We start from the raw sequence: 24,683 nt of genomic DNA, 5'->3' as shown, positions 1-24,683 counted from the left end.
CTGGATGTCCGAATCTGAACGTCATCGCATCGAGCGCGTCCGGCGCGAGCCCCGCCGGCGCGAACTCGTCGTCGAAGGAATTTTGGACCTGTCACGATCGATGCGGCGCATCGTCTTCCGGTCGGACGATCTCCATGATTTCGAGAGCCTCGGACCCGACGACCATATAAAGCTCTTCCTCCCAGGCGAGGGCAGCGCCGATGGCAAGCCGCTGATGCGGGATTTTACGCCGCGCCGCTTCGATACGGCGGCGGGGGTCTTTGAGCTCGAGTTCTTCCTCCATGATGCCGGCCCCGCGACCGAATGGGCGAGGCAGGCCGGGGTGGGGGACCGGATCTCGATCGGCGGACCGCGCGGTTCGATGGTCGTCGCAGATGATTTCGACTGGTATCTTCTCGCCGGCGACGAAACCGCCTTGCCTGCCATCGCGCGCCGCATGGAGGAACTTCGCGACAGGGTACCTGTCCATTGCATCCTTCTCGTCGAAGCACCCGAGGACAGTTTTGATATGCCCCAGCGCGACGGTGCGCATGTCCAATGGATTTACCGGGCCGGGCGGGTTGGCGAGGACGCAGACCTGATCGGGACGGCGATCAGCACCTGGGAGCTACCGGAAGGCGACGGGTTTGCTTTTGTGGCGGCGGAAGCTCGCGCCTCCCAAGGAGCTCGCGAGATACTCGCTGCCAAGGGGCAGAAGGAACAATGGATCAAGGCGGCTGGCTATTGGTCGGCCTTGGCCACCTGATCAGTTTTCCGCATCGGCCTTTCCGCGCCGGAAGTTCAGGATCGCCACAACCACGCAGAGCGCGGCGAGGATCGCCATGGCGACGAACACGTGGTTGAGCGCCATGCCGATATCCTGCGCGACATCGGTGGGCAGACGTCTGAATCCATCTGACGCGATACGGGCTTCGATCGCGTGAATGTCGAGACCACCCGCCTGGCCTGAAACCGATGCGTTGAACACGACGCCGAAAATACTGGCCCCGATGACGCTGCCGAGGTTGCGCGCAAATATATTGCTTCCTGTTGCCGTCCCGCGCTCGGCCGGCGTAACCGATTCCTGGACCATGATCATCGCCGCGCTGGTGAGCAGACCCATGCCCATGCCGACGAAGAAGGATCCCGACGCAGCGTGAAGAAAGCTCGATCCTGCATCGAGAGTCGCGAAGAATATGCTGCCGAGCAAGATGAGCACACTTCCGCCAAGCATCGTGCGCGCGAGACCGATCTTCAGCTGATACCATCCCGCGAACGTCGCCCCGAGCGGCCACCCCATCGCGATCGCCGTCAGCGCGAGACCTGCCTTGAGCGGCGTTGCCTGAAGCAGCGCCTGCATGAAAAGCGGCAGGAAGGCCGTGATCGCGATGATGACCGACGCGCCGCAGAAGGTGGCGAGGTTCGCGATCGCGACGTGGCCGCTCTTCCAGACGCTCGGCACGAACAACGGTGCCGGGCTGTTGAGTTCGGTCATCAGGAACGCGAGGAGCAGAGCGCTTGCAACTGCAAGAGCAATCACTCCTTCCGGCCCGCGATTGCCGAACCAGCTGAGGGAGAGAAGCGCCGCTGTTAGCGCACCCATGAAGAGAAGGCTTCCCGACATGCGGATGCCTCCATCTCCCTGTCTTTCGTGGACCGGCAGGAGGAGACGAAACGCCAGCATGGCGGCCAGGGCGACCGGGATGTTGATCCAGAAGATCCACGACCAGCTGACCGACTGCACGATAGCCCCGCCCAGCATCGGGCCAACGACTGACGATGTGCCGAAAACCGTGGCCACAAGGCTTTGCGCCTTCCCGCGCTGCTGAGGCGGATAAAGGTCGCCGATGATTGTCATCGAGATCGGCATGATCGCGCCGGCGCCCAGCCCCTGGAAAGCGCGAAAACCGATCAGCGCGGGCAACGACCAGGCAAAGCCGCAAAGCAGCGAGCCCGACAGGAAGATTGCCAAGCCGATCAATATGGCGGTGCGCCGTCCGATCGTGTCCGCCAGGCGTCCGAACACCAGCGACGTCGCGGTTTGACCAAGCAAATACGCGGCGAACACCCAGCTATAGTTCGAGATGTCGCCGAAGCTCCTCGCGATGCTTGGCATTGCCGTGGAAATGACGGTGCCTTCCAGCGCTGCCATGAACATCGCTGCCATTACGGCGGCCATGATCATATTCTTGCGCGGCTTTTCCCGCTGCTCGTCCTGTGCCCTCTCCGGCGCGATGATCTGTGTCGTCATGCTGCGTCATTAACACGCCAACGCATGCGTAGAGACGTTATTCACAAATGATATGACCGATATTCCCGCCGAATATTGATTGGCGGAGCGGCGCCATCCTATGCCGAGGTGTGAAAATTCGGGCACCGAGACGGTGCCGCAAATGCCGGAGAGGATCAGTTTTGAGCAAGGTTGTCAGGAGCGGCGCCCGGGTCGCCGCGGACGTGATCGACGGGCTCGCGGCGTGCGGCGTTTCGACCGTCCACGAGGCGCAGGGACGGACCGGACTCCTTGCTCCGCACATGCGCCCCATTATCGAGGGCGCGCGAATTGCTGGCAGCGCGGTCACAATCAGCGCACCTCCCGGCGACAACTGGATGTTGCACGTCGCGATCGAGCAGCTTCTGCCGGGAGACATTCTGGTGCTCGCGCCGACCAGCCCCTGCAGCGACGGATATTTCGGGGATTTGCTGGCAACCAGTGCGATGGCGCGCGGTTGCCGGGGACTGGTGATCGACGCAGGCGTTCGGGATATCCGCGACCTTCGCGAAATGAACTTCCCGGTCTGGTCGAAATGTGTGTCCGCGCAGGGTACGGTCAAAGCGACGCTCGGGTCGGTCAATGTTCCGATTGTCTGCGCAGGCGCAAGCATCGAGGCCGGCGATATTATCGTCGCTGACGACGATGGTGTGTGCGTGGTTCCCGCTGCCAATGCAAAAGCGGTCCTTCAGCGGGCTCGGGACAGAGAAGCGAATGAGGCAGCCAAGCGCGAGAAGCTTGCGAGCGGCGAGCTCGGGCTCGACCTTTACAGCATGCGTGAAACGCTTAGCGCCAAGGGCCTGATTTACATCGACGCAGCGTAGCGACTTGTCGCAAGAAGGCGTGCCTAAGGACCGGCGATGGGCGAGAAACAAGCGGAAATGGTGACGGATGCGGTTGCGGCGCGCCGCAAATGCTTCGTCGATGCCGCGGCTGCCTCCTTCTTCGAGCATGGCTATGCCGGTACGACCATGTCGTCGATCGCGCAGCGGGTCGGAGGTTCTAAGACGACGCTTTGGAGCTATTTTCCTGCGAAGGAACAGCTCTTCGCTGCCGTCGTCGATGATATTGTCGACATCTATGGAACGGCACTGCAGATGGACTTGCCGCTCGATGTTCCGGTCATGACGGTACTCGAGACGTTCGCAAACGCGCTAGTAGACTCACTTCTCCAGCCGCCGATCATGTCGCTTCATCGGTTGGTTTCAGGCGAGGCTGGACGTTTTCCTCACCTCGCTCAGCTCTTCTACGATCGAGGCCCTAAACGCGGTCGCCAGCGACTGACGGACTATATGGCCGCGAAGATGCAGCAGGCCGAGTTGCGCGCGGGAGACCCCTCCGCCGCGAGTCAGCAGTTCTTCGGCCTCTGCCAGGCAAGCATCTACGAATATACGGTGCTCAACATGCCGCTTGACGAGAATGGGGGTCGCGTGAAGATCGAGGCCGACCTTTCTTTGGCGTTGGATAGTTTCGGGCGTGCTTGGGCCGTCAAGGGCTGAGTATCTGGTTCGCGCCTGATGTCCGTCGTTCCTCCTCCGACGCTAAGTCCGGAAAAGCGGACATCAAATGTTCGGCGCTAGTTCGGCTTTGATTGCTGACGCGCGAGCTCTTTCCGAGGTCAGATCGTACTCTCCCTCCAAACCAGCGGAACCGACCGTAAATCTCATAGGGTGTTCTTTGGCGCTTGCATGTCGGAATTTCCGACATTATAGGAGGGCAATGTAGAGAAATCGTGTGAGGTTCGAATGGCGACCATTGCTCCCCCCGCTCCGACGATTACGGCCTTTCCGAAGAACGATGTCATCAAGGCATTGGTCGACGAATTGCTTGAGGTCGCCCGCACCGAGGCGCAATTGCGAGGCATCGCGCTTCCGCAGGATGAAGCTGGCATCAGGAACGCGCCGGTGCCCCTCGATTCTCTCTCGATAGTGGACACGCTGTGTGCGATCGAGGCGGTGATCGGCTTCGAGTTGCGCGACAATATCGTTCAGACCGGCGGCTATGTCTCAGTCGAGGACGCGCTTGGGCATCTGGTGCCGCGTATCGAAAAGGTCTGGATCAAGAAGAAGGGAGTCAAGCCGTGACACAATTGTCGCTGGGGCAGTCGGCTGATGATGAGGCTGAGCGGCGGCGGCTTGGCGACCGATTGCGCGAAGCGCGCAAATATCTGGGCCTGAAGCAGGACGAGGTGGCTAGCTATCTCAAGATTCCGCGCACGGCTTTGACGGACATCGAGAGCGGTCAACGTCGTGTGGAGGCGATCGAACTCACGCGCCTCGCTAAGCTCTATCGACAGTCCGTTGCCTATTTCACCGGCGAGGACGAGGCGTCGGCGAGCCTACCGGCCGATGTCGCCCATCTAGCGCGGCGCGTCGTCGACCTGTCGATTGAGGATCGAGCCGAACTTGGCCGTTTTGCCGAATATCTGAGGGCGCGATCATCGGGCAAGGCGGCCTGAGCCGTGGCGCGCGACTATATCAGCGCAGTCCGGGCAGGCACGATGGCGGCGGGCCGCCTTCATCGCCAGCTAGGCACCCAAGCCCTGATCGAACAACATGGCGGCAACGTGGATGTATTTGGCGCGATCCATGCGCTCGACCTGCCGCTGCTGTTGCGCCCGCTCAAGGGTCTGCTCGGAGCCTATCTCAGTGAACCGGCACCTGGCGTGCTGGTGACGACCGAACGGCCGATGAGTATTCAACGTTTTACTGCCGCGCATGAGCTGGGTCATTTCTCGATGCGGCACGAACCGAGCCTCGACGACGAGAGTATTTTGCGCCGAATGCCGATGAGCCCGGAACCTGGAAACCAGTTCCAGGAAACCGAAGCGGATGCGTTCGCGGTCGCCTTCATGATGCCCAAATGGCTCATCGCCAAACATTGCGCACGGCAGGGCTGGACCGTCGCCGACCTCCGCCGACCAAATATCGCCTATCAGCTCTCGCTGCGCATCGGCGCCAGCTACGAGGCGACCTGCCGTACATTGGTCCGCTACGATCTCATCTCAGATACGATCATGCGCGAGCTTCTCGACACCAAGCCCCGGAGCCTCAAGGTGGATTTGCTCAAGGATTATCGCCCCGAAAATTATCGAGGCGATGTCTGGCTGCTTACCGAGCAAGACCAAGGCGTGCGCCTCGATGGCAGTCGCAACGATCTTTTCGTGCTGCGTCTCAAGGAGCATAGCGGCGGTGGCTATCTTTGGGATCTCGACCAGCTGATCGCGAGCGGCTTTGCCGTGGTGCGCGATGAGCGCGAAGCGTTCGATGCCGAAGCGATCGGTGGGCCGGTCGTTCGCCGTGTCACCGCAGCAGCTGAAGCAGCAGGGCGCGGTCGCATGTCGCTCAACGAACGGCGTCCCTGGCAGCCAGCGGCCGCGCATGCCAGCTTTACGATCGACTTCGATCTTACCGGTCCGGAGCAGGAAGGCCTTTCCCGCGCCGAACGGCGTCACCTGCTTGAGGCGGCCTAACAAGCATGATCGCAATCAAGACTGATCTTCGGCACCTGCTCGGGCCGGTGCGCGATCAGGGCGCGCGGCCGACTTGCCTCGCCTTCGCCGCGAGCGATGGACACGCCGCTTTGCGCGATGGTACGCCGCTCTCTTGCGAATATGCCTATTTCCATGCCCAGCGCCGTGGCGGCCGCGCAGCCGATCAGGGCGCAACCCTGTCCACGATGCTTGATGCGCTGCGGCTAGACGGACAGCCTGCCGAAAGCGGGTGGCCCTATCTCGACATCGTGCCGGGCGATGAATGGGCGCCGCCCGCCATGGCCGGACCGTGCTTCGGTCGGAAAGGCGGTGCTGCCACTCTCGATTTCTCTTCGATTCTGGCTTCACTCGATGCCAACCGACCGGTGCTTCTGCTGTCCACCTTGTCGGTCTCTTTTTTCCAGCCGACCGGCGAGGGATTGGTAGATCCAGCGAATGACGAGATGCCCGATGCCAGCCTGCGCCACGCGATCCTCGCGGTTGGCCATGGCCTTGCCGACGGGCAGAGCGCGATTTTGGTACGCAACAGCTGGGGTGTCGGCTGGGGCGTTGAAGGCCATGCCTGGCTCACCGAGAAGTTCCTGAAGCCGCGCCTGTTCGCGACGGCGATCCTAACGGAAGAGATCGATGTACCTTCCCATTCCGCCGCAGCCTGACTGCGTATCTGCCTGGCGTGAAGCCGTCGCGCTCGTTGATGCCCGGCCAGGCCATCACGATTTCAATGTCGTCATCGACGTGGCTGATCCGCTCGCGCGGGCCAGCCTCGCCGATCCGGTGGTCTCAGCCGTCGACGACTTTTTTAGCAAGCACGGCGCCAAGCGCATCGAGACCGTTGCCAACACGATCTTCCCTGCCGCCCTCTATCACCGGTACGGATCGCCGCTCTTCTTCGACCGCTTCCGAGACAATGTTTTGCCGAAGGTGCGCAACAAAGGCGATCGGTGGTCGGGCTACTATTTCGAGCGGATGATGCAGCTGCCACAGCTCAAAGGCGAACCGATCAACCAGCTGACGGACATCATCCGCCGCCTCAAGGATCCCTCGATCAGCGCTCTCAACAAGTTCGAACTTAGCGTGTTCGATCCCGCGCGCGACGTCGATGATTCACCCTATGGCGGCCAGTGCCTCAGCTTCGCGAGCTTCAAGCCGATCGGCGACGGCAGCAACCGGAGGCTGGCGCTGACCGCGATGTACCGGAACCACTATTATATGGAGAAGCTGCTCGGCAATCTGATCGGTCTCGGCCGATTGATGGCATTCGTCGCCGCCGAAGCGGGGGTCGCGCCAGGGCCGCTGACGATCCTGTCCACTCATGCGACAATCGACACTGACAAATGGAACCGGACCGACATCAAGGCGCTGCTTGCGGCCTGCGATCAGGCCAATGCGCAGGTCGCAGCGGTCGCATAGCGCGGTTCGAGCGGAAGTTCGGGCGCGCGAGGGGTATTGGCGATGCCGTACAGGTCGAACATACCATCGATAAACTCGCGCTGACCGCCATAGCTCGGATGACGGATAGCGGTGGTCGGAATGTCGAGCCCGTCGAGCGCCAGATGGGCGTCGCGGCCAATCGCGATGATCCGCTTGGGTTGAAGCATCGACACCAGCGCCTGCAACAGCGGCCAAGTCGCTTCGCGCTCGGCGCGCGTGTGGCAGCGATTGGACATTGGATCGTCCGCTTCGTGCGGATGGAAGGGAAACACGTTCCAGAGCATCACCGGCTGGCCGATCCGGCTCAGCACCTGCCAGACGATCGCGGCCGTGCGCTCGGCGATCGCCGGTCCCTCGGTGGCGCGCTCCAGCGCGATGCCGCCCATCAGCGCCGCGGCATGCGTCAGATGCACCTCGTCGGTGAGCGGCACACCGGTCCTGCGGCCGCCGCGATAGCCAAGGTCGCGGGCGATCCAGATCGTTTCCACGCGCGCGTCGAGCGCGGCAGCGATTACACCCTCCAGATTGGCCCGGCGTCGGGCGGCCGCATCGCGACGATCATGGATCGAGCATCGATCGCGCCATGGATTGAAGACCGAGGGCAGGTCAGCAGCCGCGAGCGCCGTTACAAAGCTTTTGGGGGTCATCACGGCAACTCCTTGATACGCAAGCGGCGGCGGGCGAAATCGATACCGATTCGCGCCCGTCGGTTCTTCTGGAGGAAACGAAAAGCCGCGTAGCCTTGGAGAATTGCCTCCTCCCAGAGCCATAGCGGGCAGCGGTCAGCCTCGTAGCCGGCGACGAATTGGCGAACATGTTTGAGCATGTCCAGCGGAAGTCCACCTGGCTTCACGCCTTCGAAGAAATTGAGCTGCTGGGCCTGTCCGAATAGCCAAGACGTTACCCCTTCCTCGATCAGTATAGCCCGTGCGCCATCCTCGGCGTCGTCCAGCTTGGGGTCGCTCTTTCGCTTGAGTCGGAGCAACGCACGAATGACAGGCGACCAGCCTAGCACCGCGACATAGGCATAGTGGAAGACGTCGTGGAACCGATAATCGTCCGGTTCCATCGCGTTATCGGTCAGCCGATCCCCGACATACACGCCGCGCGAGCGCTGGTAGACATAAACTTGCCCGCGCACAGTGCGCTCATAAACGTCGATTTCCATCGTCCGCGGAAGCTGTTCCTCGGCATCGTTGCTCTCGTCGAACGCTGGAGGATATTGCCGTTCGCGGGGCCAGCGGTCGAATATCTTCTGGAGATTCTTGATGGCGGCCCCTTCCAGCGTAACGCCGGAATCAGTCGCGGCTTGGATCAAACGGCGCATGATCGCCACAAGACTCTGGGCCACGGCCGCGCGGTGGCCCGGTTGACCGGCGCCGTCGATCTCGCGGGCCAGGAGTCCGACCTCGCCTGCCAGTCCCAGCAGCCCATGCTCGAACTTCGGCATCGGTGCCTTGGCGAGCGGCATATGCGCTGGTTGCAGCGCGTGCAAACTGAGGGCGGCATTGGCCCCGGCGCGATAGACGCCGTCGGCGACCAGCGCCGCGGCTGCGATGTCGCTCAGCGCGAGCCGATGTCGGCGCGCAACCGCGGCGAGATACCAGAGCACATCGCCAATCTCCTCGGCGACAGCCTCGGCGTAGCCCAGATAGGATGCGGCATCTCGCTGCTTCTTCTTGGCTTCGGCGAGCAGGCTGCCGGTTTCGCCGACCAGACCCAGCATCGTAAAGCCGATCGTCCCCGGCCCCTTGCGTTGATCGGTCCGCGCTGCCTCCCGAACATATTGATCGATGGTCAACGCTTCGAAGTCGTCGGACATTAGCTGCGTTTCCGTCGATCGGTGATCGCGCCCTCCGGCACTGTCACGCCGTAGGCTGCCAACGCCCTCAGTACGACCATACGGAGCGGCTCACGGGTATCAAGCGCACGCTGACCGAGATCGCGTTTAGTCGCCGCAGGGACTTGGATTTGGAGATGCTCGTCATCGCCACTCGCCGACGTTTCGTCAAATTTCATGAAACTATAAAAACATGTTTTCATGAAATATGAAAGCAATGTTTTTCATCGAGATATTGAGACCGCCCTGGGGGAGTTACAGTTTGGAGAGCCGAGGCCGCGCGGCGTTTGAGCAACTGAGCGAGTGTCGGCTTCTTGGGATCAACAGCCCGAAAGCCGTCGGTCTGCAACCGGCCAGACGCAGCCGCTCTCCGTCGCCCAACGTTATGAAACTGGCTGGCGTTTTGGCGCTTTCATACAATCGAGAATCGGGACGTCGCGCTAATTGCGCCACGCGACCCAGAAGAGCTCTTCCTCGAAAGGGGACGAAATCTTCATCTTGCGCCCGCCGGATTCATTCGGCGGGCGCATTTTTTTAGCCGAAAGCGCAACGCTAGAGCGCGGTTCGCTCGATCAACTTTCGTAGCAATTCCCAGAGGTCATGTTGCTCCTCGATGGCTGAAAATTCCTGTTTCAACGTGGCAAGCCTGACTAGAGATTCGCTCTCGCCCCGACGGTCGCGAGGATCGATTTCGGTCCGAAAGGCGAGTTCGGTGACCAAGGATGTCACGAATGTCGCCGCGTCCGGAAGGCCCATATCCTCGAAACCGGCGCGGGCGGCGGCCCAGCTGAGAACCTTGGCATTTGCGGGTGCATGATCTCCGGACGCAGGCGCTATGTAGGAGATCACCGCTGCGGTGTTCCAGATCTTGCTCTCCACCGTAGACAGTGTCTTTCCACCGCCGCTTTCGATCTTTTGTCCGATCGCTGAGAGCGTCGCTTTGAGGCTGGCAGCTTTCGCTAGCCTCGCCGATCGATCCGGGGCTTCCCGGGTGCGAAATCGCTCGAGCAGTAGGCCCATCAGCACAGCGGCAACACCGGTAGGAGATCGCCCACATCTGCTGGGGGCGCATTAGCGGGGCGGCGCACGAGGCAATCGGTGAGACCGAGCATGGCCTGTCCCGACGCGTTTTGGCGATCGCAAATGGCGGCGCCCTCGCACGAGAGTGTTGCGCAAAGAAACGCCTCACGCGGTCCATTGGCAGGGATCGGCTTAGTCGCCTGCCTGAGCTGCCAAGGCAGCTCGTCGGATATGGCGCCGCCGGAGAGACCTGCGATCAGTGGCGCCAGGAAAAGTCGCGCAACTGTAAGCGCCGCGGTCGGGTTCCCCGGTAGCCCGAGAACATGTGCTGGCCCCAACCGGCCGTACCAGACCGGCTTGCCGGGCTTGATGGCGACATCGGCAAAGGCGATATCGAGCCCGAGCGATGCAAATGCCGACCGCCCGAAATCGCGATCACCGCGCGAGGCGCCGCCGATGACGACGACCACGTCGGCGGAGGTCTCTTGCCGCGCTTCGGCAATTGCCTTCTCATCGTCGGGAAGCCGAAGGTTTGCGACGACGTCCGCACCTGCCATGACGCACATTCGCTCGATCGCGATGCTGAGACTGTCCGGGATCGCGCTCGGCATCTGCGATGCGCATCCCGGAGCGAGGATTTCGTCGCCGGTCGCGACCAGCAGGATACGCGGACGGCCCCATACTTCGACCTCCGAATGGTCGGCGGCAGCCGCCACGACGAGCCGTCCCGGCGTCAGCCTTGTGCCCGCAGCAAGAAGCTCATCATTCGCGGCAAAATCGGAGCCGGCCTTCCGGACGTGCGGTTTGCCGAGCGGCGGAGCGTCCAGCACCACGAGATCGCCGCGATGCCGGCAATGCTCGATCATTACAACGCGGTCGCTGCCATGGGGCAGGGGGCCGCCTGTCATCACACGCCAGGTTTCTCCCGCCGAAATTGCGCCCGGCTCGGCGCCGCCCGCGTAGCTCGTGCCCCTCGATCGCAAGACTATGGTGCCGTTCTTCAGGTCGGCATCGCGGACCGCGTAGCCGTCCATGGCAGCGCAGTCGCGCCGCGGGGCATCGATCCGGGCAAGCACCGGTGCAGCGAGATAGCGCCCGCCCGCGTCGCGCAAGGGGACGTTTTCCTTGCTGAGGGGACGGGCGTGCGCTGCCAGGATCGCCAGCGCGCGGTCGAATTCGATCGAAGCGGCGCAGGCGCCCGATGCCGGGATGGTTGCATGTTTACCCATGCATCTGTCTCGCGTGCGCTTCCGAAATCATGAGTGCGGGGGCACCTTGGTCGACAGCCTCGCCAACGAGGATCAGTGTCGGTGCGTCTGTTGCGAACGACCGGGTCGCGAGATCGAGCAGGTCGAGCCGCGTTGCCAGTCGGCGCTCGTCCGGGCCGCTGACGTCGCAGGCGATCATGACCGGGATGTCACCGTCCATACCCGCGCGTATAAGCCCGCGCATGATCTCGCCTGCGGCGTCGCGCCCCATGTAGAAGGCAAGGGTTGACCCGCCGTTGGCGAGCGAGTGCCAGTCGATATCGAGCGCTGCGCCACGCTTGCTATGTGCAGTGACGAACCGGACATCGCGGGCGACGCCGCGGAGCGTGAGAGAGATGCCGGCGGACGCCGCAGCGGCGCACGCAGTGGTGATGCCCGGGCAGATGCGAGCAATATGCCCGGCTTCGCGTAGGGCAGCGAGCTCCTCGGCTGATCGGCCGAAGATTGAGGGGTCGCCGCCTTTCAGCCGCACGACGCGCTTGCCGGCGGCGGCTGCCTCGACCAACATCGCGTCGATCGTGCGCTGGTCTTTCGAATGGCGACCCGACCGTTTGCCGACGCTGACCGTCTTGGTCCCGGCCGGGATCAGTGCGAGTACGCCGTCGCCGACGAGCGCGTCGTAAAAGACGATGTCGGCGCGTTCGATCAGGCGCACCGCTCTCATTGTGAGCAACTCGGGATCGCCGGGGCCGGCGCCAACAAGCCAGACGGTACCGGGCTCGAAATCGTCAGGCTGCATTGCTGGTCTCCTCGGTCAGAATGCGCGCGAGCGCGGGACGGCACGATCCGCAATTGGTTCCGGCGCCGAGCGCACCGCCGATAGCGGCCACATCGGCGAGCTTCCGGTCGCGGATCGCCGCGACGATTGTCTTCAGGCCGATGTCGAAGCAGACGCAGATGACCGGACCGCGATCGGCCTGGACTCCCGGCGCCCGCCCGGCGAGCAGCGTTGGCGCAGTCTGCGGGGCCGAAAGCTGCGCGATCAGCCAGTCGCGGGGAGGCAGCTCGCCGGTCTCGGTGACGAACAGGGCGCCCGACAGCCGTCCGTTCGCAACGATGGCAATGCGCTTGGTGCCGCGCGCAGCATCTTGCGCCTCAATCCGCTCCCCCTTGGGAAGCAGCGCTTCAATTGCCTTGAGATCGCCATTGCCCGCGAGTTCCCACATCACGCCGGACGGCACCGCAACGCGCGTAGCCCAGAGGCACCGCGGCGTGCTGGCGAGTTCGCGGGCGAGGAGCAGGAAGCCTCGCCATTTGGGCGCGATGGAGGCGATCGACGCCGGCGTGCGTTTGAACCCCGGCTGACCCGATACGGGGTCTACGAGTGGGCGCGGGAGCAGCCCGGTGCGGCCGCCGCTCGACGTGCGATCGGTCCAGTGGATCGGGACGAACAGCTCTCCGGCGCGCTGGCCAGCGTGGAAGGCGACGCGGTAGATGCTGTCGCCCTGCGGGGTTTCGACGCGGGCAAGGCCGCCGTCACTGAGGCCGAGGCGCGCGCCGTCGTCGGGGTGAACCTCGACCAGCGGTTCCTCGCGGTGGCGCGCGAGCTTGGGCGCGAGGCCGGTGCGCGTCATCGTGTGCCATTGGTCGCGGTACCGGCCGGTGTTGAGGGTCAGTGGCCATTTGGCGAGCGGTTCGGGTACCAGTTTTTGCGCGACGGGGACGAGACGCGCGCGGCCATCTTCGGTGGAGAAGCGGCCATTGGCGAAGGGGTGGTCGCCGCCCCAGCGGAACGGCTGCATCGCATCATAGGCGGCGGTGCCGCCCCGCGCTGCGCCCGGCAGCGCGAAGAGGCGCGCGCCGCCATTGTCGTAGGTCGAGAGGCGGCAATGCTCGCGCCAGATGTCGGCGGCGCGGTCGTAGGTGAAGGCGTTCTTCCATCCCATCCGCCGACCGACTTCCTTGACGATCCACCAGTCGGGCATCGCTTCGCCGGGGAGCGCGAAGAGCGCACGCTGGCGGCTGATCATACGGTCGCTGTTGGTGACTGTTCCGTCCTTTTCACCCCAGGCCGCGGCGGGCAGGCGGATATGCGCGAAGGCGCCGGTATCGGTCTTTTCGATCACGTCGCTGACGACGACGAAGGGGCATGTTTTGAGCGCTTCGCGTACCGCATTGCCGTCGGGCATCGACACGGCAGGGTTGGTTGCCATCACCCATAGCGCCTTGATCCGCCCTTCGCCGATCGCGCGGAACATGTCGACGGCCTTCAGTCCGGCCTTTTCGGCCATCGTCGGCGCGGCCCAGAAGCGCTGGACGCGGGCGCGGTTCTCCGGCGCGAAATCCATGTGCGCGGCAAGCGTCGAGGCGAGCCCGCCGACCTCGCGTCCGCCCATCGCATTGGGCTGACCGGTGATCGAGAAGGGCGCTGCGCCGGGCTTGCCGAGGCGGCCGGTCGCGAGGTGCAGGTTGGTGATCGCGTTGACCTGATCGGTGCCGGCGGCCGACTGGTTGATCCCTTGGCTGAACAGCGTGACGGTGCGCGGGTTCGCGGCGAACATCTCATAGAAATGCCTGAGGTCGGCGGCGGGGACATCGCAAATGCGCGCCACCGACCACAGGTCATTCCCCTCTCCAAGCTGGTCCCAGAAATCCTGCGGAACCGCGACATGCGCGGCGAGATAGTCCTCGTCGACAACGCCGGTCTCGCGGCAATGCTGAAGCAGGCCGTTCATCAGCGCGACGTCGCTTCCCGGCCGGATGGCCAAGTGCAGGTCGGCTTCCTCGGCGGTCTCCGTTCGGCGCGGGTCGATGACGACGAGCTTGGCGCCCGCCTCGCAACGCGCGCGAATGCGCTGATAGACGATCGGATGGCACCAGGCGGTGTTCGATCCGACGAGGACGAAGAGGTCGGCGGCGTCGAGATCGTCATAGGTGGCGGGGACGATATCCTCGCCAAAGGCTCGCGTGTGGCCCGCGACCGCGCTCGACATGCAGAGACGCGAATTGGTGTCGATGTTCGCGGTGCCGATGAAGCCTTTCATCAGCTTGTTCGCGACATAATAATCTTCGGTGAGGAGCTGCCCCGAGACATAAAAGGCGACGCTGCCCGGACCATGGCGCGCGATCGTCTCCTTGAAGCGTTTTGCGACGAGGTCGAGCGCCTTGTCCCAGCTTGCGCGCTTGCTGCCGATCATCGGGTGGAGCAGACGACCTTCGAGGCCAACGGTCTCGCCCAGATGCGTGCCCTTCGAGCAAAGGCGGCCGCGGTTTGCAGGGTGATCGGGGTCGCCTGCGATCTCGACGCTCCGGGCGCCCGTCACTGTGGCGCGGATGCCGCAGCCCACTCCGCAATAGGCGCAGGTCGTGCGGACCGCATCCGCCATCAGGCCGCCGCCTTCAGCGTGCTCGCGCGGCAGATGAGGACGCGGCCGCCGTCGATCTTGACCGGCACGGTCGGGGTGCAGCCCTTGTCCTCGCCCAATGCCTCGCCGGTCGCCAGGCTGATCCGCCAGTTGTGCAGCGGGCAGGCGACCGCGCCGCCATGGACGATGCCCTGGCTGAGGCGCCCATGCTTGTGCGGGCAGCGATCGAGCAACGCGAAAACCTTGCCCTCGGCGGTGCGGAACACGGCGATGTCGTCGCCGCCTTCGACCTGGACGGTGCGGCTGCCGCGCACGGGAATCTGGTCGACCCAGCCGATGTCGAGCCATTCAGCGGTGGTCATGCGAATTCTCCCTGCGGGATGAAGCGGGCCATCGGTGCGTGATGTTCGGCCTCGGCGCCTTCGGCGCGCTGCGCCCAGGGATCGTCCTGGCTGAAGCTTTGCGAATAGAGGAAGCGCGCGCGGAGCGCCTCGCGACCCGCTTCGTCATCGATGATGCGCGCCTTCACATAGTCGACCCCAACGCGCTCGATCCACGGCGCAGTGCGTTCGAGATAGCGTGCTTCCTCGCGGTAGAGCTGAATGAAGGCGGCGCAATAATCCATGGCCTCCTGCTCGTTCGCGACCTTGCAGAGCAGGTCGGTGGCGCGGACGTGAATGCCGCCATTGCCCCCGACATGGAGCTCGTAGCCGCTGTCGACGCAGACGACGCCGAAGTCCTTGATCGTCGCTTCGGCGCAGTTGCGTGGGCATCCGGAGACGGCAATTTTGAACTTGTGCGGCATCCAGCTGCCCCAGCTCATCCGTTCGAGCTTGACCCCGAGCCCGGTCGAATCCTGCGTGCCGAAGCGGCACCATTCGGACCCGACGCAAGTCTTCACCGTGCGCAGCGCCTTGCCGTAGGCGTGGCCCGACACCATGCCGGCGGCGTTGAGATCGGCCCAGACCGCGGGCAGATCCTCCTTCTTGATCCCGAAGATGTCGAGTCGCTGGCCGCCCGTGACCTTGACCATCGGGGCGTTGTATTTCTCGACCACATCGGCGATCGCGCGCAGCTCGGTCGGGTTGGTCAGCCCGCCCCACATGCGCGGGACGACCGAATAGGTGCCGTCCTTCTGGATGTTGGCGTGGAGGCGCTCGTTGACGAAGCGGCTCTGCTGGTCGTCGACATACTCACCCGGCAGCGCGCAGAGCAGATAGTAGTTTAGCGCGGGGCGGCACGAGGAACAGCCGTCGGGCGTGGTCCAGTGGAGCTTCTGCATCACCTCGGGGATCGAGCGCATGCCCTGCGCGACGATCTCGCGGCGGACGTCGTCGTGGCCGAAGCTGGTGCATTTGCACATCGTCTTGGGGCCGCTCTGGACATCGTCGCCGAGGGTGAGAGCGAGCAGGTTCTCGACGAGGCCGGTGCAGCTGCCGCAGCTTGCAGAGGCCTTGCAGGTGCCGCGCACCGCGTCGAGGCTGTGCGCGCCCTTGGCGATGCAAGAGACGACCTGGCCCTTGGTGACGCCGTTGCAGCCGCAGATTTCCGCATCGTCGGAAAGCGCCGCAACGGCCGTCTTAGGGTCCGCGGCGCCGCCTCCCGCGGCGAAGGCGTGGCCGAAGATGAGCAGATCGCGAAGCTCGGATACATCCTCCTGCTTCTTGAGCAGGTCGAAATACCAGCCGCCGTCGGCGGTGTCGCCGTAAAGCACGGCGCCGACGATGCGGTCGTCCTTGACGATCACGCGCTTGTACACGCCGCGGCTGGCATCGCGGAGGACGATATCCTCGCAGCCGTCGCCGCCCGAGAAGTCGCCCGCGGAAAAAACGTCGATGCCCGATACCTTGAGCTTGGTCGAGGTCACCGAGCCGCGATAGCCGGTGGGTTTCTCGACAAGGCCATCAGCAAGGCTGCGGCACATATCCCACAGCGGCGCGACGAGGCCGTAAACCTGCCCGTCATGCTCGACGCATTCGCCGACCGCGAGGACGGCGGGGTCGCTGGTGACCATATGGTCGTCGACCTGAATGCCGCGCCCGACCGCGAGGCCCGCGTCGCGGGCGAGGGCGACCGAGGGGCGGATGCCAACCGCCATGACGACAAGGCTGGCCGGGATAAGCGTCCCGTCCTTGAGCTTTACCCCCTCGACCTTGCCTTCGCCGATAATCTCGGCGGTGTCGGCGCCGGTCAGGATCGTCTGGCCGCGCGCTTCGAGGGCGTTCTTGAGCAGCCAGCCGGCGGCTTCGTCGAGCTGGCGCTCCATCAGCGTCGGCATCAGGTGGATGACGGTAACCTTCATGCCGCGCAGCGTCAGCCCGTGCGCGGCCTCGAGCCCGAGCAGCCCGCCACCGATCACCACCGCATCGCCGCCGGCATCGGCCGCGGCGAGCATCGTGTCGACATCGTCCATGTCGCGAAAGGCGATGACGCCGGGCAGGTCCTTGCCGGGGACGGGGATGATGAAGGGATCGGAGCCGGTGGCGATCAGCAGCTTGTCATAACTTTCGCTGACCCCGCCGCGCGTCGTGACCGTCTTCGTCTCGCGATCGATCGCGACCACCGGATCGCCTGCGATCAGCGCGATGCCATTGTCGGCATACCAGCCCGCATCGTTGATCACGATATCCTCGAAACATTTCTCGCCCGCGAGGACGGGGGAGAGCATGATGCGGTTGTAGTTGACGCGCGGCTCGGCACCGAAGATCGTCACGCGGTAGCGGGTGGGATCGCGCGCGAGCAGTTCCTCGACCGCGCGGCATCCGGCCATGCCGTTGCCGATCACGACCAGATGCTCGCGCATGTCGGTTTCGGCCTTGAGGGGGCGATGTTCCATCAGAGCGTCCAGTCCAGTTGCAGCCAGAATTTATGGGTGTCGGCGACGAAGCCGTCGGCGTCGTAGTTCGCGTAGCGCGCCGAGGCCGTGCATTTGCCGAGCTTGGCGCTCGCGAGCAGGTCGATCTCGTCGCCATAGGATCGCGAGGCGCGGTCGCTGCGATAGTCGTGATACACCGCCTGCAGCGTGACGGCCTTGAGCGGCCCCACCGCCTTCCAGCCCCAGCCAGCGCTCGCATAGAGGTCGCGGACGCCATCGGACGGGGTGACGAGAAATTTGTCCGCCCAGCCCTGGAATTTGAACCCGGTGGCGAGCGGGGTCTGGAAGCTCGTCAGCGCAACCCCGTTGTCGGCGCCGAGTATCTCGTACCCGGCGCCGACCCGGGGGCCGCCAAGATCGACCGCGACATCGGCCAGCCAATAGTCGGCGGCGTAATTGTTAGGGTTGCGGTGCCAGTCGGACTGGCGCGCATAGCTCAGCTGATACGCGATCTTCGCCTTGCCGAGTGGCTGGCTGCCGTCGAGCCGGGCGCCGTAGGTCTGGCTCGACATACGGAAGCCCTGCATCGCGGCCTCGTCCTGATCGACGAGATAAGCGAAGGCCGCGATCTTGCCGACCGGTGTTGCCACGCTGAGGTTGGCGAAGACATTGTCGCCCGACACCGCCTGTTGCCGAGAGCCTGAGCCGTCGATGCCCCAGATGGTGCGCACGCTCCACGCATAGGTGAGGTCGGCCTTGACCCCCTTGGCGGGAGTGATCTCGGCGCGCACCGCGTCGAAGCTTTGCCCGTTCTGGCGGAAGGGCACCGCGCCGACGAAGCGCTCGTCGTCGAGTGCAATCCTTTGGCGCCCCGCGATGAGCGCAAAGGTCGGCGAGGCGTAGCGGAGCTGAGCGCGGGCGAGGGCGATATTCTCGGGATCGGCCACCAGCGGCCGCGTCGCGGCGCCGTGTAGGCCGTCGAAATAATCGCCGACAACCGCAAGCGTGCCCTGGCCTTCGACGAGCGCCGACCAGCGGCCGGCCTTCGCCTCGACCCCGGCGCGGAGACGCAGGGTCAGGGCGTCGGCATCGGCGGCGAGGCCGTCCTGATCGACCTGTTCATAGCGAAGCCGGACTTCGCCGAGCGGCTTGAGGGTGACGGTCTGGGCGTGCGCCACCCCGGCCGGCGCGAGCGCCAGCAAGATCACAAGGGTGCGGGTCATGGTTAGATCCGCACGCCTTCGGCTGCGCCCCAAGTCGCGCGCCAATGGCCCTTGACGAAGAGCAGTCCGACCAGCGCGACGACCGCGAGCCCGGCGAAGATATAGAAGCCGGGGCCGAAGCTGCCGCTCCACTGTTTCGCAAAGCCGAGCGAGGAGGCGAGGTAGAAGCCGCCGACGCCGCCCGCCATGCCGACAAGGCCGGTCATCACGCCGATTTCGGCAGAGAAACGCTGCGGGACGAGCTGGAACACGGAGCCGTTGCCGGTGCCGAGCGCGAGCATCGCGATCACGAAGAGGCCAAGCGCGGCTGGCAGCGTATCGGCTTGCGGTACGCCCGCGAGGGCAAGGGCCGCGACGACGAACACCGCCATCAGCGCCTTGACGCCGCCGATCCTGTCCGCGAGTGCGCCGCCCATTGGCCGCACCAGCGACCCAGCGAAGACACAGGCCGCGGTGCAATAGCCCGCGACGACCGGGGTCAGATGGAACTGGTCGGTGAAATAGACCGGCAGCGAGGCGGCGAGGCCGACAAAGCCGCCGAAGGTCACCGAGTAGAAGGCCATCAGCCACCAGGCATCGGCGGTCTTGAGCGGCTGGAAATAGTCGACCAGCTTCTTCGGCGCGGGCGCGTTCGGCGCATCTTTCGCCATCGCGAGGTAGATGAAGAAGACGATCGTCAGCGGGATGCAGGCGAGGCCGAGCACGGCGTTCCAGCCGAACAACTTGGCGAGGCCGGGGGCGAACAGCGCGGCGAGTACCGTGCCCGAATTGCCCATGCCCGCGAGGCCCATCGCCTTGCCCTGATGCTCGGGCGGGTACCAGCGGCTCGCAAGGGGGAGCGCGATTGCGAAGCTCGCACCGGCAAAGCCGAGGATCACGCCGAGTGCGAGCGTGCCCGCGAAACTGTGGACACCGAAGAACCAGGCCGCGAACAGCCCGGCGATGACGATGGCCTGGCTGATCGCGCCAGAGCGTTTCGGTCCGATCCGGTCGACGAGCAGCCCGTTGACGACGCGCAGCACCGCGCCGGCGAGCGTCGGGACCGCAACCATGAGTCCTTTCTGCGCGGGGGTAAGTCCAAGGTCGTCGGAAATCGACGGCGCCAGCGGGCCAAGGATGACCCATACCATGAAGGCGAGATCGAAATAGAGAAAGGCGGCGATCAGCGTCGGCCAGTGCCCGCTCGCCCAGAAGCTCGATTTGGAAGCCGCGGCTCCCGTGGTTGCAGTCGTCATCGTCCGTCCCCTTCGTGTGACGGGCAATAAAAAAGCCGCCAGGACGGCGGCCATGCGGGCGCATCCTGACGGCTTCATTGCCTGTTGGGATTGCGGGGAATGGCTCCCCGTCCGCCTCGCGGTTCGATCCCCTCGTTGGAACCGGCGCCGCCTTATCCTGCCCCGGCAACCCTGCCGAGTGCGTTAAAGCTGCCTGATTCGCGGGTTTGCTGCAAGCGGTTATTTCGCAGGTGCAGCATAAAATGGAAAGTTAGGGAAGTTCAGTGAGATAGGTCTCGATATCGTCGGGATCGAAGGCGCGACCGTCGAAAAAGCGGTCGCTGCCGAGCGTCAACCGACCCTGCGTCGAGCCCGCGCCGATCGGTTCGTCGAGGCCGCCTTCGAGCTTCGAGCTGGCGCCGGGCAGTGGCGCGCCCGAGCCCGCGAGCGCGGCGCGGTAGACGTCCGGACGGAACACGTTGCCGGCCGCCGCGGCTTCGGCGTCGTCGAACGCCATATAGTCCCAGCGGACCATCTGCGAATAGAGCCACGCGGCCTGGCTGCGCCAAGGGAAGTTGGCGGCTTCGCGGTACTGGAACATGAAGTCGGGATAGTGGATCGGCTCGCCGCCGGGGACGAGCCGGATGCGGTCGGTGATCGCGCGCAGCACGGCGTCGCGCGGCGCGTCGAGATATTCGGGCCGCGCCAAGATGTCGGCGCTTTCCTCGGCCGCGCCGGGTTCGACGAAATGCGCGGCTGCCGCATGCAGCGCGCGCACCAGCGCTTCGATCGCGTCGCGGCGTTCGTCGAGCACCGTCTCGCGCATCGCGAGCACCTTCTCGACGCCGCGGCGCCAGATCTGCGCCGTCGCCAATGCAATATGACCGACCCCGCGATCGACCGCGATCGAGTTCCACGGTTCGCCGACGCAGATGCCATCGACTTCGCCCGCTGCAAGAGCGTCGGCGGCGAAGGGCGGGCTGGTTACGACGATTTCGATATCCTGATCGGGACGGATGCCGACGCCGGCAAGCCAATAGCGCAGCATATAGTTGTGGCTCGAATAGCGATGCACGACGCCAAAACGCAAAGCTTTGCCCGCCGCGACCCGTGCGTCCGCCACTTTCTTCAGCGCCGCGCCGATCCGGATCGGATCACCCAGCGTATCGGCCAGACCTGTCTCTTTCGCCAGCCTGGCCGAGAAGGTGACGGCATTGCCGTTGAGACCCAGAACGAACGGCACCGCGAGCGGCACGGCGGGGCGGTCTTTCCCCAGCGTCGTCGCGATAGCAAGCGGTGCGATCATGTGGGCGGCGTCGGTATGGCCGTAGAGCAACCGGTCGCGCACCGTCGCCCAGGTCATGTCGCGGACAAGGTCGATGGCGACGCCCTCGGCGGCGGCGAAGCCGAGTTCGTTGGCGAGAACCGGAAGCGCCGCGTCGACGAGCGGCAGGAAGCCGATACGGAAGCGCTCGCCGGTCATTCCATGTCTCCCATCAGCGCTTCGCTGGTAACGATCGCCTCGGCAATCTCCGAGATACGACGGTTGGTGCGCATCGCTTGTCCGCGGAGCAGGGCGTAGGCCTCTGGCTCGTCGATCTGACGGCGCTTCATCAGGATCGCCTTCGCTTTGTCGACGACCGCGCGTTCGGCGAGCGCGTTCTTGGCGTCGTCGAGTTCGCGCTGCAGCCGTGAAAAGGCCTGGAAGCGCCGGATGGCAAGATCGACAACCGGCTTGATCCGATGTTTCGACAAGCCGTCGACAACATACGCTGATACGCCGGCATCGATCGCCGCGCCGGTCGCCTCGGCATCGCTCTGATCGACGAACATCGCAATCGGGCGGGCGAGGGCGCGCGACATGGCGAAGAAATCCTCGAGCAGGTCGCGGCTCGGGTTCTCGAGGTTGACAAGAACAACTTCGGGGGCAGCCGCTTCGATCTGCGCAACAAGTGGTTTGGAAGTGTCCACCAGTACGAGGTCGTCGAGGCCAGCGTCGCGCAACCCGTCGGATATGACGGCCGCACGCCCTGCGCTAGTGTCGATGATCGCGATCCTCATGGTCGCGCCTTTACGCTGCAGCGCACAAATCTGCCAGAGACTTTGTCGGTGGCGACATAATCCGCGCGTCAAGTGTCCGCTTAGCGAAATAGGCTACCAACAGCGGACAGTCTCCAACCGGCCAGGTTACGACTTCGAGGTGGCAGTGATCCTTTGCGTTACTGGAATGAGAATGAGAGCGAAGCCAGTTGCGAACCCGATACTCGCGTCTTGAGACCAAGAATAGCTGGCAGCACCGAGAATCCCGCCAAATATAAGGGCAAGCCAAAGTAGCAGATAGGGAATCCAAGCCGTCCGGCTACCACCCAGTGCGGCATCAGCAAGCCTATGTCCGAGTTTGACAAGGGTGCCGGTCATATATGTGACGCCGATACTCACATCGCCGTCGCGGCGGAAAATTGTGTTGGAAGCGCCCATTGCAACGCACAGAAAACCTGTGGCGGTGACATCGGAGCCCGCCCATTTGCAGCAAGCAGCCCCGAAGAGAAGCGCGGCGACGCCCGACATTGCGACGACTTTGCGATGCGCGACGGTTATCTTTGCCGACACGATGATGTTGAGGAAGACGCCTGCCACGAAGAGGCCGATCAGCGCCGCAGCCGCCAAGGCAAGAGCCTTTGCTTCCATTATACCTATCGCCATTCTGGTCGAGTTGCCGCTCATGAACGAGACGAAGAGGCCGCCAGACCCGAGGAAGCCGATGGCATCAACAAAGCCCGCGAGTCCCGCGAGGCAGAATGCCAGTCTTTGAAAGCTGGTGTCATATCGGATCATGCACTCTCCGATAGCATCGGCGTAACGGCGATGTCTCATGCTATTGTTCGAGGCGAGCCACCATCACGCCTGGTGGGCAAATTCTGCTTCGTACAGTGTCGGACTAGAAGCTGATGGTCTCCTAGGGTCGGCGGCATTTGCCGATTTGATGCGGATCAATGACGGGTCCTGCATTTCGATGAATCTCATGCTCAGATAGGAGATGAGATTATGCGGAATATTCTGGTCCAGGCGGACAATGATACCGGTATGCCGACGCGGATGGAGAGCGCGCTGTCAATCGGTCGCCGCTTTCGCTCGCACCTCAGCTTTCTGATCAGCTCCCCCTATCAGCAGTTCATTGCTGCCGATCCGTTCGGCGGCATGTATCTGGCGAAGGAACAGCTGGCTCAGGCACAACTGGCCGATGCCGACCTGGAGCGGCGTTTGAGCGCCGAACTGGAGCGCGAGGATGTCCCGTGGGATGTTGCGATCGCCGACGGTGATGCCTTGTCGGCGATGACGCTCGGCGCCACGCTGGCCGATTTAGCGATCGTGTCGCTTGGGGCCGGCGATCGCCATGGCCTGCGGACGCCGACCATAGCGGCCGATCTCGCGCTGACCGTTCCCATCCCGGTGCTGGCGATGCCTGTCGATGCACCGCCGATCGATCTCGACGCACCGGTCATGGTGGCCTGGAACGGCAGTCCGCAGGCCGCTAGCGCGCTGCGCGCGGGGGTGCCGCTGATGGGCGACGCGAGGCAGGTGATTCTCGTGAGCGTCGGAGAAGACGATGGGCGCATCGCGGCGGAGGACGCGCTCCTATATATGTCGCGGCACGGAGTGCATGGAGAATGGCGGCGCGAGAGCAAGGGTGTCGATACGGCGGAAGAGGTGCTCGAACGCATCGCGGCCGAAATTGAGCCGGGACTGATCGTCATGGGCGCCTATGGCCGCGCACGCCTGCGCGAGACCCTGTTCGGCGGCGTGACGCGTTACCTGCTCGAAGTCGCGCGTGCTCCCTTATTGCTCGCTCACTAGGGTTTCGATCCGCCACGCTTTTCAATCGGGCCGGGTTACTGTACGGCGGGCCGGTGACCGATTGTGCCAGCTGCATTGTTCGAAATCGTGCGATTTGCGCAAGCCTGACCTCCGCGGAGCTTGCCGCGCTGGGCAAGATGGGCCGCAGGCAAAAGATTAAAGCCGGTCACACGCTGCTTTGGGAAGGCGACGGCGCTCCCGTCGTTGCGAACGTCCTCGAAGGCGTGCTCAAACTCGTCGTTTCGGCAGCCGACGGTCGCGAGCAGATCGTCGGCGTTGTCTTTCCGTCCGACTTCATCGGCCGCCCTTTCGGCAAGGAAAGCCCCTATAGCGTCACCGCGATGACCGATGCCGAAGTCTGCATCTTCAACCGCACAAATTTCGACGAGTTTGCGAGTTCGCACCCCGATCTCCAGCAGAAATTGCTGCGCCGTACGCTCGATGAACTCGACCGGGCACGGCACTGGATGATGCTGCTGGGACGCAAGTCGGCGTCGGAGAAGGTCGCGTCCTTCCTGCTCGAGATGTCCGAGCGGCTCCTGGGGCAGGGATGCGAATCGGGTGCGCGCGACGGCTTCGAACTGCCCTTTGGACGTCAACAGATCGCCGATATTCTCGGGCTGACGATCGAGACGACCAGCCGCCAGCTCACCAAAATGCGCGCCGACGGCCTGCTCGACCTTCCTTCGCGCCGCGAGATCGTCATCAACGACCGCGCGGCGATGGAGGAAATCGCGGGCTGACCCTCGGCGCCAGTTGGAGAGATCGTCAGAAGCGGAAGGCGACCCCGGCACTGATCACCCACGGATCGAGCGTGTGCCGGGTTTTCAGGACGGGCGTCGCGCCGGCATACCAGGTTGCGGTCGGACGCAGGAAGTAGCGCTTCGCGTCGAGCGAGAAGGCCAGGCCCTTGTCGTTCACCGGAATGTCGATGCCCGCCTGCAGCGCGACCCCGAGCTTGTCGCCCAAGC

The 24,683-nt window shown here is 64.1% G+C and carries 26 protein-coding genes; 10 read left to right on the top strand and 16 right to left on the bottom strand.

All coding sequences use genetic code 11. The features are described 5' to 3' along the window. Positions 1-4: 4 nt before the first annotated feature. On the top strand, positions 5-745 hold the full coding sequence (locus ATE67_RS14440; protein WP_082660388.1) for a siderophore-interacting protein: 741 nt from the start codon (positions 5-7) through the stop codon (positions 743-745). Here the strand turns inward: ATE67_RS14440 and ATE67_RS14435 are convergent, their stop codons facing one another. Further along, entirely contained in the window at positions 746-2,230 is a 1,485-nt protein-coding gene (locus tag ATE67_RS14435; protein ID WP_058817366.1) for an MDR family MFS transporter, read from the bottom strand. Between the two features lie 161 nt (positions 2,231-2,391). Between ATE67_RS14435 and ATE67_RS14430 the strand changes: the two genes are divergently transcribed. The 7 genes from ATE67_RS14430 (at position 2,392) to ATE67_RS14400 (ending at position 7,151) form a co-directional block, all read left to right on the top strand. Next, positions 2,392-3,072, top strand: a complete 681-nt coding sequence (locus ATE67_RS14430) for a 4-carboxy-4-hydroxy-2-oxoadipate aldolase/oxaloacetate decarboxylase (RefSeq protein ID WP_058817365.1) — start codon at positions 2,392-2,394, stop codon at positions 3,070-3,072. Positions 3,073-3,108: 36 nt separating this feature from the next. Further along, a complete protein-coding gene (locus ATE67_RS14425; RefSeq protein ID WP_231728171.1) occupies positions 3,109-3,747 on the top strand; it encodes a TetR/AcrR family transcriptional regulator C-terminal domain-containing protein in 639 nt (212 codons plus the stop codon). Positions 3,748-4,059: 312 nt separating this feature from the next. Continuing rightward, positions 4,060-4,332, top strand: coding sequence for a hypothetical protein (locus ATE67_RS14420; RefSeq protein WP_231728170.1), 273 nt, complete (start codon positions 4,060-4,062; stop codon positions 4,330-4,332). Further along, on the top strand, positions 4,329-4,706 hold the full coding sequence (locus ATE67_RS14415; RefSeq protein WP_082660387.1) for a helix-turn-helix domain-containing protein: 378 nt from the start codon (positions 4,329-4,331) through the stop codon (positions 4,704-4,706). Before ATE67_RS14420 ends, ATE67_RS14415 begins: the two co-directional genes overlap by 4 nt. A gap of 3 nt (positions 4,707-4,709) precedes the next feature. Continuing rightward, a complete protein-coding gene (locus tag ATE67_RS14410) occupies positions 4,710-5,720 on the top strand; it encodes an ImmA/IrrE family metallo-endopeptidase (protein WP_082660386.1) in 1,011 nt (336 codons plus the stop codon). Positions 5,721-5,725: 5 nt separating this feature from the next. Then, positions 5,726-6,397, top strand: a complete 672-nt coding sequence (locus tag ATE67_RS14405; RefSeq protein ID WP_058817363.1) for a C1 family peptidase — start codon at positions 5,726-5,728, stop codon at positions 6,395-6,397. Then, on the top strand, positions 6,369-7,151 hold the full coding sequence (locus tag ATE67_RS14400) for a hypothetical protein (RefSeq protein WP_058817362.1): 783 nt from the start codon (positions 6,369-6,371) through the stop codon (positions 7,149-7,151). Before ATE67_RS14405 ends, ATE67_RS14400 begins: the two co-directional genes overlap by 29 nt. Here ATE67_RS14400 and ATE67_RS14395 read toward each other — a convergent pair. From ATE67_RS14395 to ATE67_RS14330, 14 genes are all read right to left on the bottom strand, one after another. After that, positions 7,118-7,819, bottom strand: a complete 702-nt coding sequence (locus tag ATE67_RS14395) for a uracil-DNA glycosylase (RefSeq protein WP_058817361.1) — start codon at positions 7,817-7,819, stop codon at positions 7,118-7,120. The genes ATE67_RS14400 and ATE67_RS14395 overlap by 34 nt on opposite strands. Next, a complete protein-coding gene (locus tag ATE67_RS14390) occupies positions 7,819-8,994 on the bottom strand; it encodes a nucleoside triphosphate pyrophosphohydrolase family protein (RefSeq protein ID WP_058817360.1) in 1,176 nt (391 codons plus the stop codon). Before ATE67_RS14390 ends, ATE67_RS14395 begins: the two co-directional genes overlap by 1 nt. Further along, positions 8,994-9,191 (bottom strand): hypothetical protein, encoded by a 198-nt coding sequence (locus ATE67_RS21870; RefSeq protein WP_058817359.1) that lies wholly within the window; start codon positions 9,189-9,191, stop codon positions 8,994-8,996. Before ATE67_RS21870 ends, ATE67_RS14390 begins: the two co-directional genes overlap by 1 nt. 373 nt (positions 9,192-9,564) lie before the next feature. After that, positions 9,565-10,032: a hypothetical protein gene (locus ATE67_RS14380; protein ID WP_058817358.1), complete on the bottom strand. Its 468-nt coding sequence runs from the start codon at positions 10,030-10,032 to the stop codon at positions 9,565-9,567. Beyond that, entirely contained in the window at positions 10,032-11,261 is a 1,230-nt protein-coding gene (locus ATE67_RS14375) for a molybdopterin molybdotransferase MoeA (RefSeq protein WP_058817357.1), read from the bottom strand. The genes ATE67_RS14380 and ATE67_RS14375 overlap by 1 nt, the downstream gene beginning before the upstream one ends. Continuing rightward, positions 11,254-12,039: a uroporphyrinogen-III C-methyltransferase gene (cobA, locus tag ATE67_RS14370; protein WP_058817356.1), complete on the bottom strand. Its 786-nt coding sequence runs from the start codon at positions 12,037-12,039 to the stop codon at positions 11,254-11,256. Before cobA ends, ATE67_RS14375 begins: the two co-directional genes overlap by 8 nt. Continuing rightward, entirely contained in the window at positions 12,029-14,626 is a 2,598-nt protein-coding gene (locus tag ATE67_RS14365; protein ID WP_058817355.1) for a nitrate reductase, read from the bottom strand. The genes cobA and ATE67_RS14365 overlap by 11 nt, the downstream gene beginning before the upstream one ends. Then, on the bottom strand, positions 14,626-14,967 hold the full coding sequence (gene nirD, locus ATE67_RS14360; protein WP_058817354.1) for a nitrite reductase small subunit NirD: 342 nt from the start codon (positions 14,965-14,967) through the stop codon (positions 14,626-14,628). Before nirD ends, ATE67_RS14365 begins: the two co-directional genes overlap by 1 nt. Further along, a complete protein-coding gene (gene nirB / locus ATE67_RS14355; protein WP_058817353.1) occupies positions 14,964-17,441 on the bottom strand; it encodes a nitrite reductase large subunit NirB in 2,478 nt (825 codons plus the stop codon). The genes nirD and nirB overlap by 4 nt, the downstream gene beginning before the upstream one ends. Next, positions 17,441-18,643 (bottom strand): alginate export family protein, encoded by a 1,203-nt coding sequence (locus ATE67_RS14350; RefSeq protein WP_058817352.1) that lies wholly within the window; start codon positions 18,641-18,643, stop codon positions 17,441-17,443. The genes nirB and ATE67_RS14350 overlap by 1 nt, the downstream gene beginning before the upstream one ends. Before the next feature lie 2 nt (positions 18,644-18,645). Continuing rightward, positions 18,646-19,878, bottom strand: a complete 1,233-nt coding sequence (locus ATE67_RS14345) for a nitrate/nitrite transporter (protein ID WP_058817351.1) — start codon at positions 19,876-19,878, stop codon at positions 18,646-18,648. Positions 19,879-20,128: 250 nt separating this feature from the next. Next, positions 20,129-21,340: a CmpA/NrtA family ABC transporter substrate-binding protein gene (locus ATE67_RS14340; protein ID WP_058817350.1), complete on the bottom strand. Its 1,212-nt coding sequence runs from the start codon at positions 21,338-21,340 to the stop codon at positions 20,129-20,131. Continuing rightward, positions 21,337-21,918 (bottom strand): ANTAR domain-containing response regulator, encoded by a 582-nt coding sequence (locus tag ATE67_RS14335; RefSeq protein ID WP_058817349.1) that lies wholly within the window; start codon positions 21,916-21,918, stop codon positions 21,337-21,339. The genes ATE67_RS14340 and ATE67_RS14335 overlap by 4 nt, the downstream gene beginning before the upstream one ends. A gap of 126 nt (positions 21,919-22,044) precedes the next feature. After that, positions 22,045-22,692 (bottom strand): YoaK family protein, encoded by a 648-nt coding sequence (locus tag ATE67_RS14330; protein WP_058817348.1) that lies wholly within the window; start codon positions 22,690-22,692, stop codon positions 22,045-22,047. A 261-nt stretch (positions 22,693-22,953) separates the two neighbouring features. Between ATE67_RS14330 and ATE67_RS14325 the strand changes: the two genes are divergently transcribed. Together ATE67_RS14325 and ATE67_RS14320 are read left to right on the top strand one after the other, a co-directional pair. Further along, complete coding sequence (locus ATE67_RS14325) at positions 22,954-23,712, top strand: universal stress protein (RefSeq protein WP_231728169.1); 759 nt, start codon at positions 22,954-22,956, stop codon at positions 23,710-23,712. A 53-nt stretch (positions 23,713-23,765) separates the two neighbouring features. Continuing rightward, the gene (locus ATE67_RS14320; protein ID WP_058817346.1) at positions 23,766-24,455 is read left to right on the top strand and encodes a Crp/Fnr family transcriptional regulator; all 690 of its coding nucleotides are present in this window, start codon (positions 23,766-23,768) and stop codon (positions 24,453-24,455) included. Between the two features lie 25 nt (positions 24,456-24,480). Here the strand turns inward: ATE67_RS14320 and ATE67_RS14315 are convergent, their stop codons facing one another. Continuing rightward, the gene (locus ATE67_RS14315; protein ID WP_058817345.1) at positions 24,481-24,681 is read right to left on the bottom strand and encodes an OmpW family outer membrane protein; all 201 of its coding nucleotides are present in this window, start codon (positions 24,679-24,681) and stop codon (positions 24,481-24,483) included. Positions 24,682-24,683 lie beyond the last annotated feature (2 nt).

It is taken from the genome of Sphingopyxis sp. H050 (assembly GCF_001468265.1).
Classification (GTDB): Bacteria; Pseudomonadota; Alphaproteobacteria; order Sphingomonadales; family Sphingomonadaceae; genus Sphingopyxis.
The sequence above is the reverse complement of the archived record's forward strand: the minus strand, read 5'-3'. Positions and strand labels throughout refer to the sequence as shown.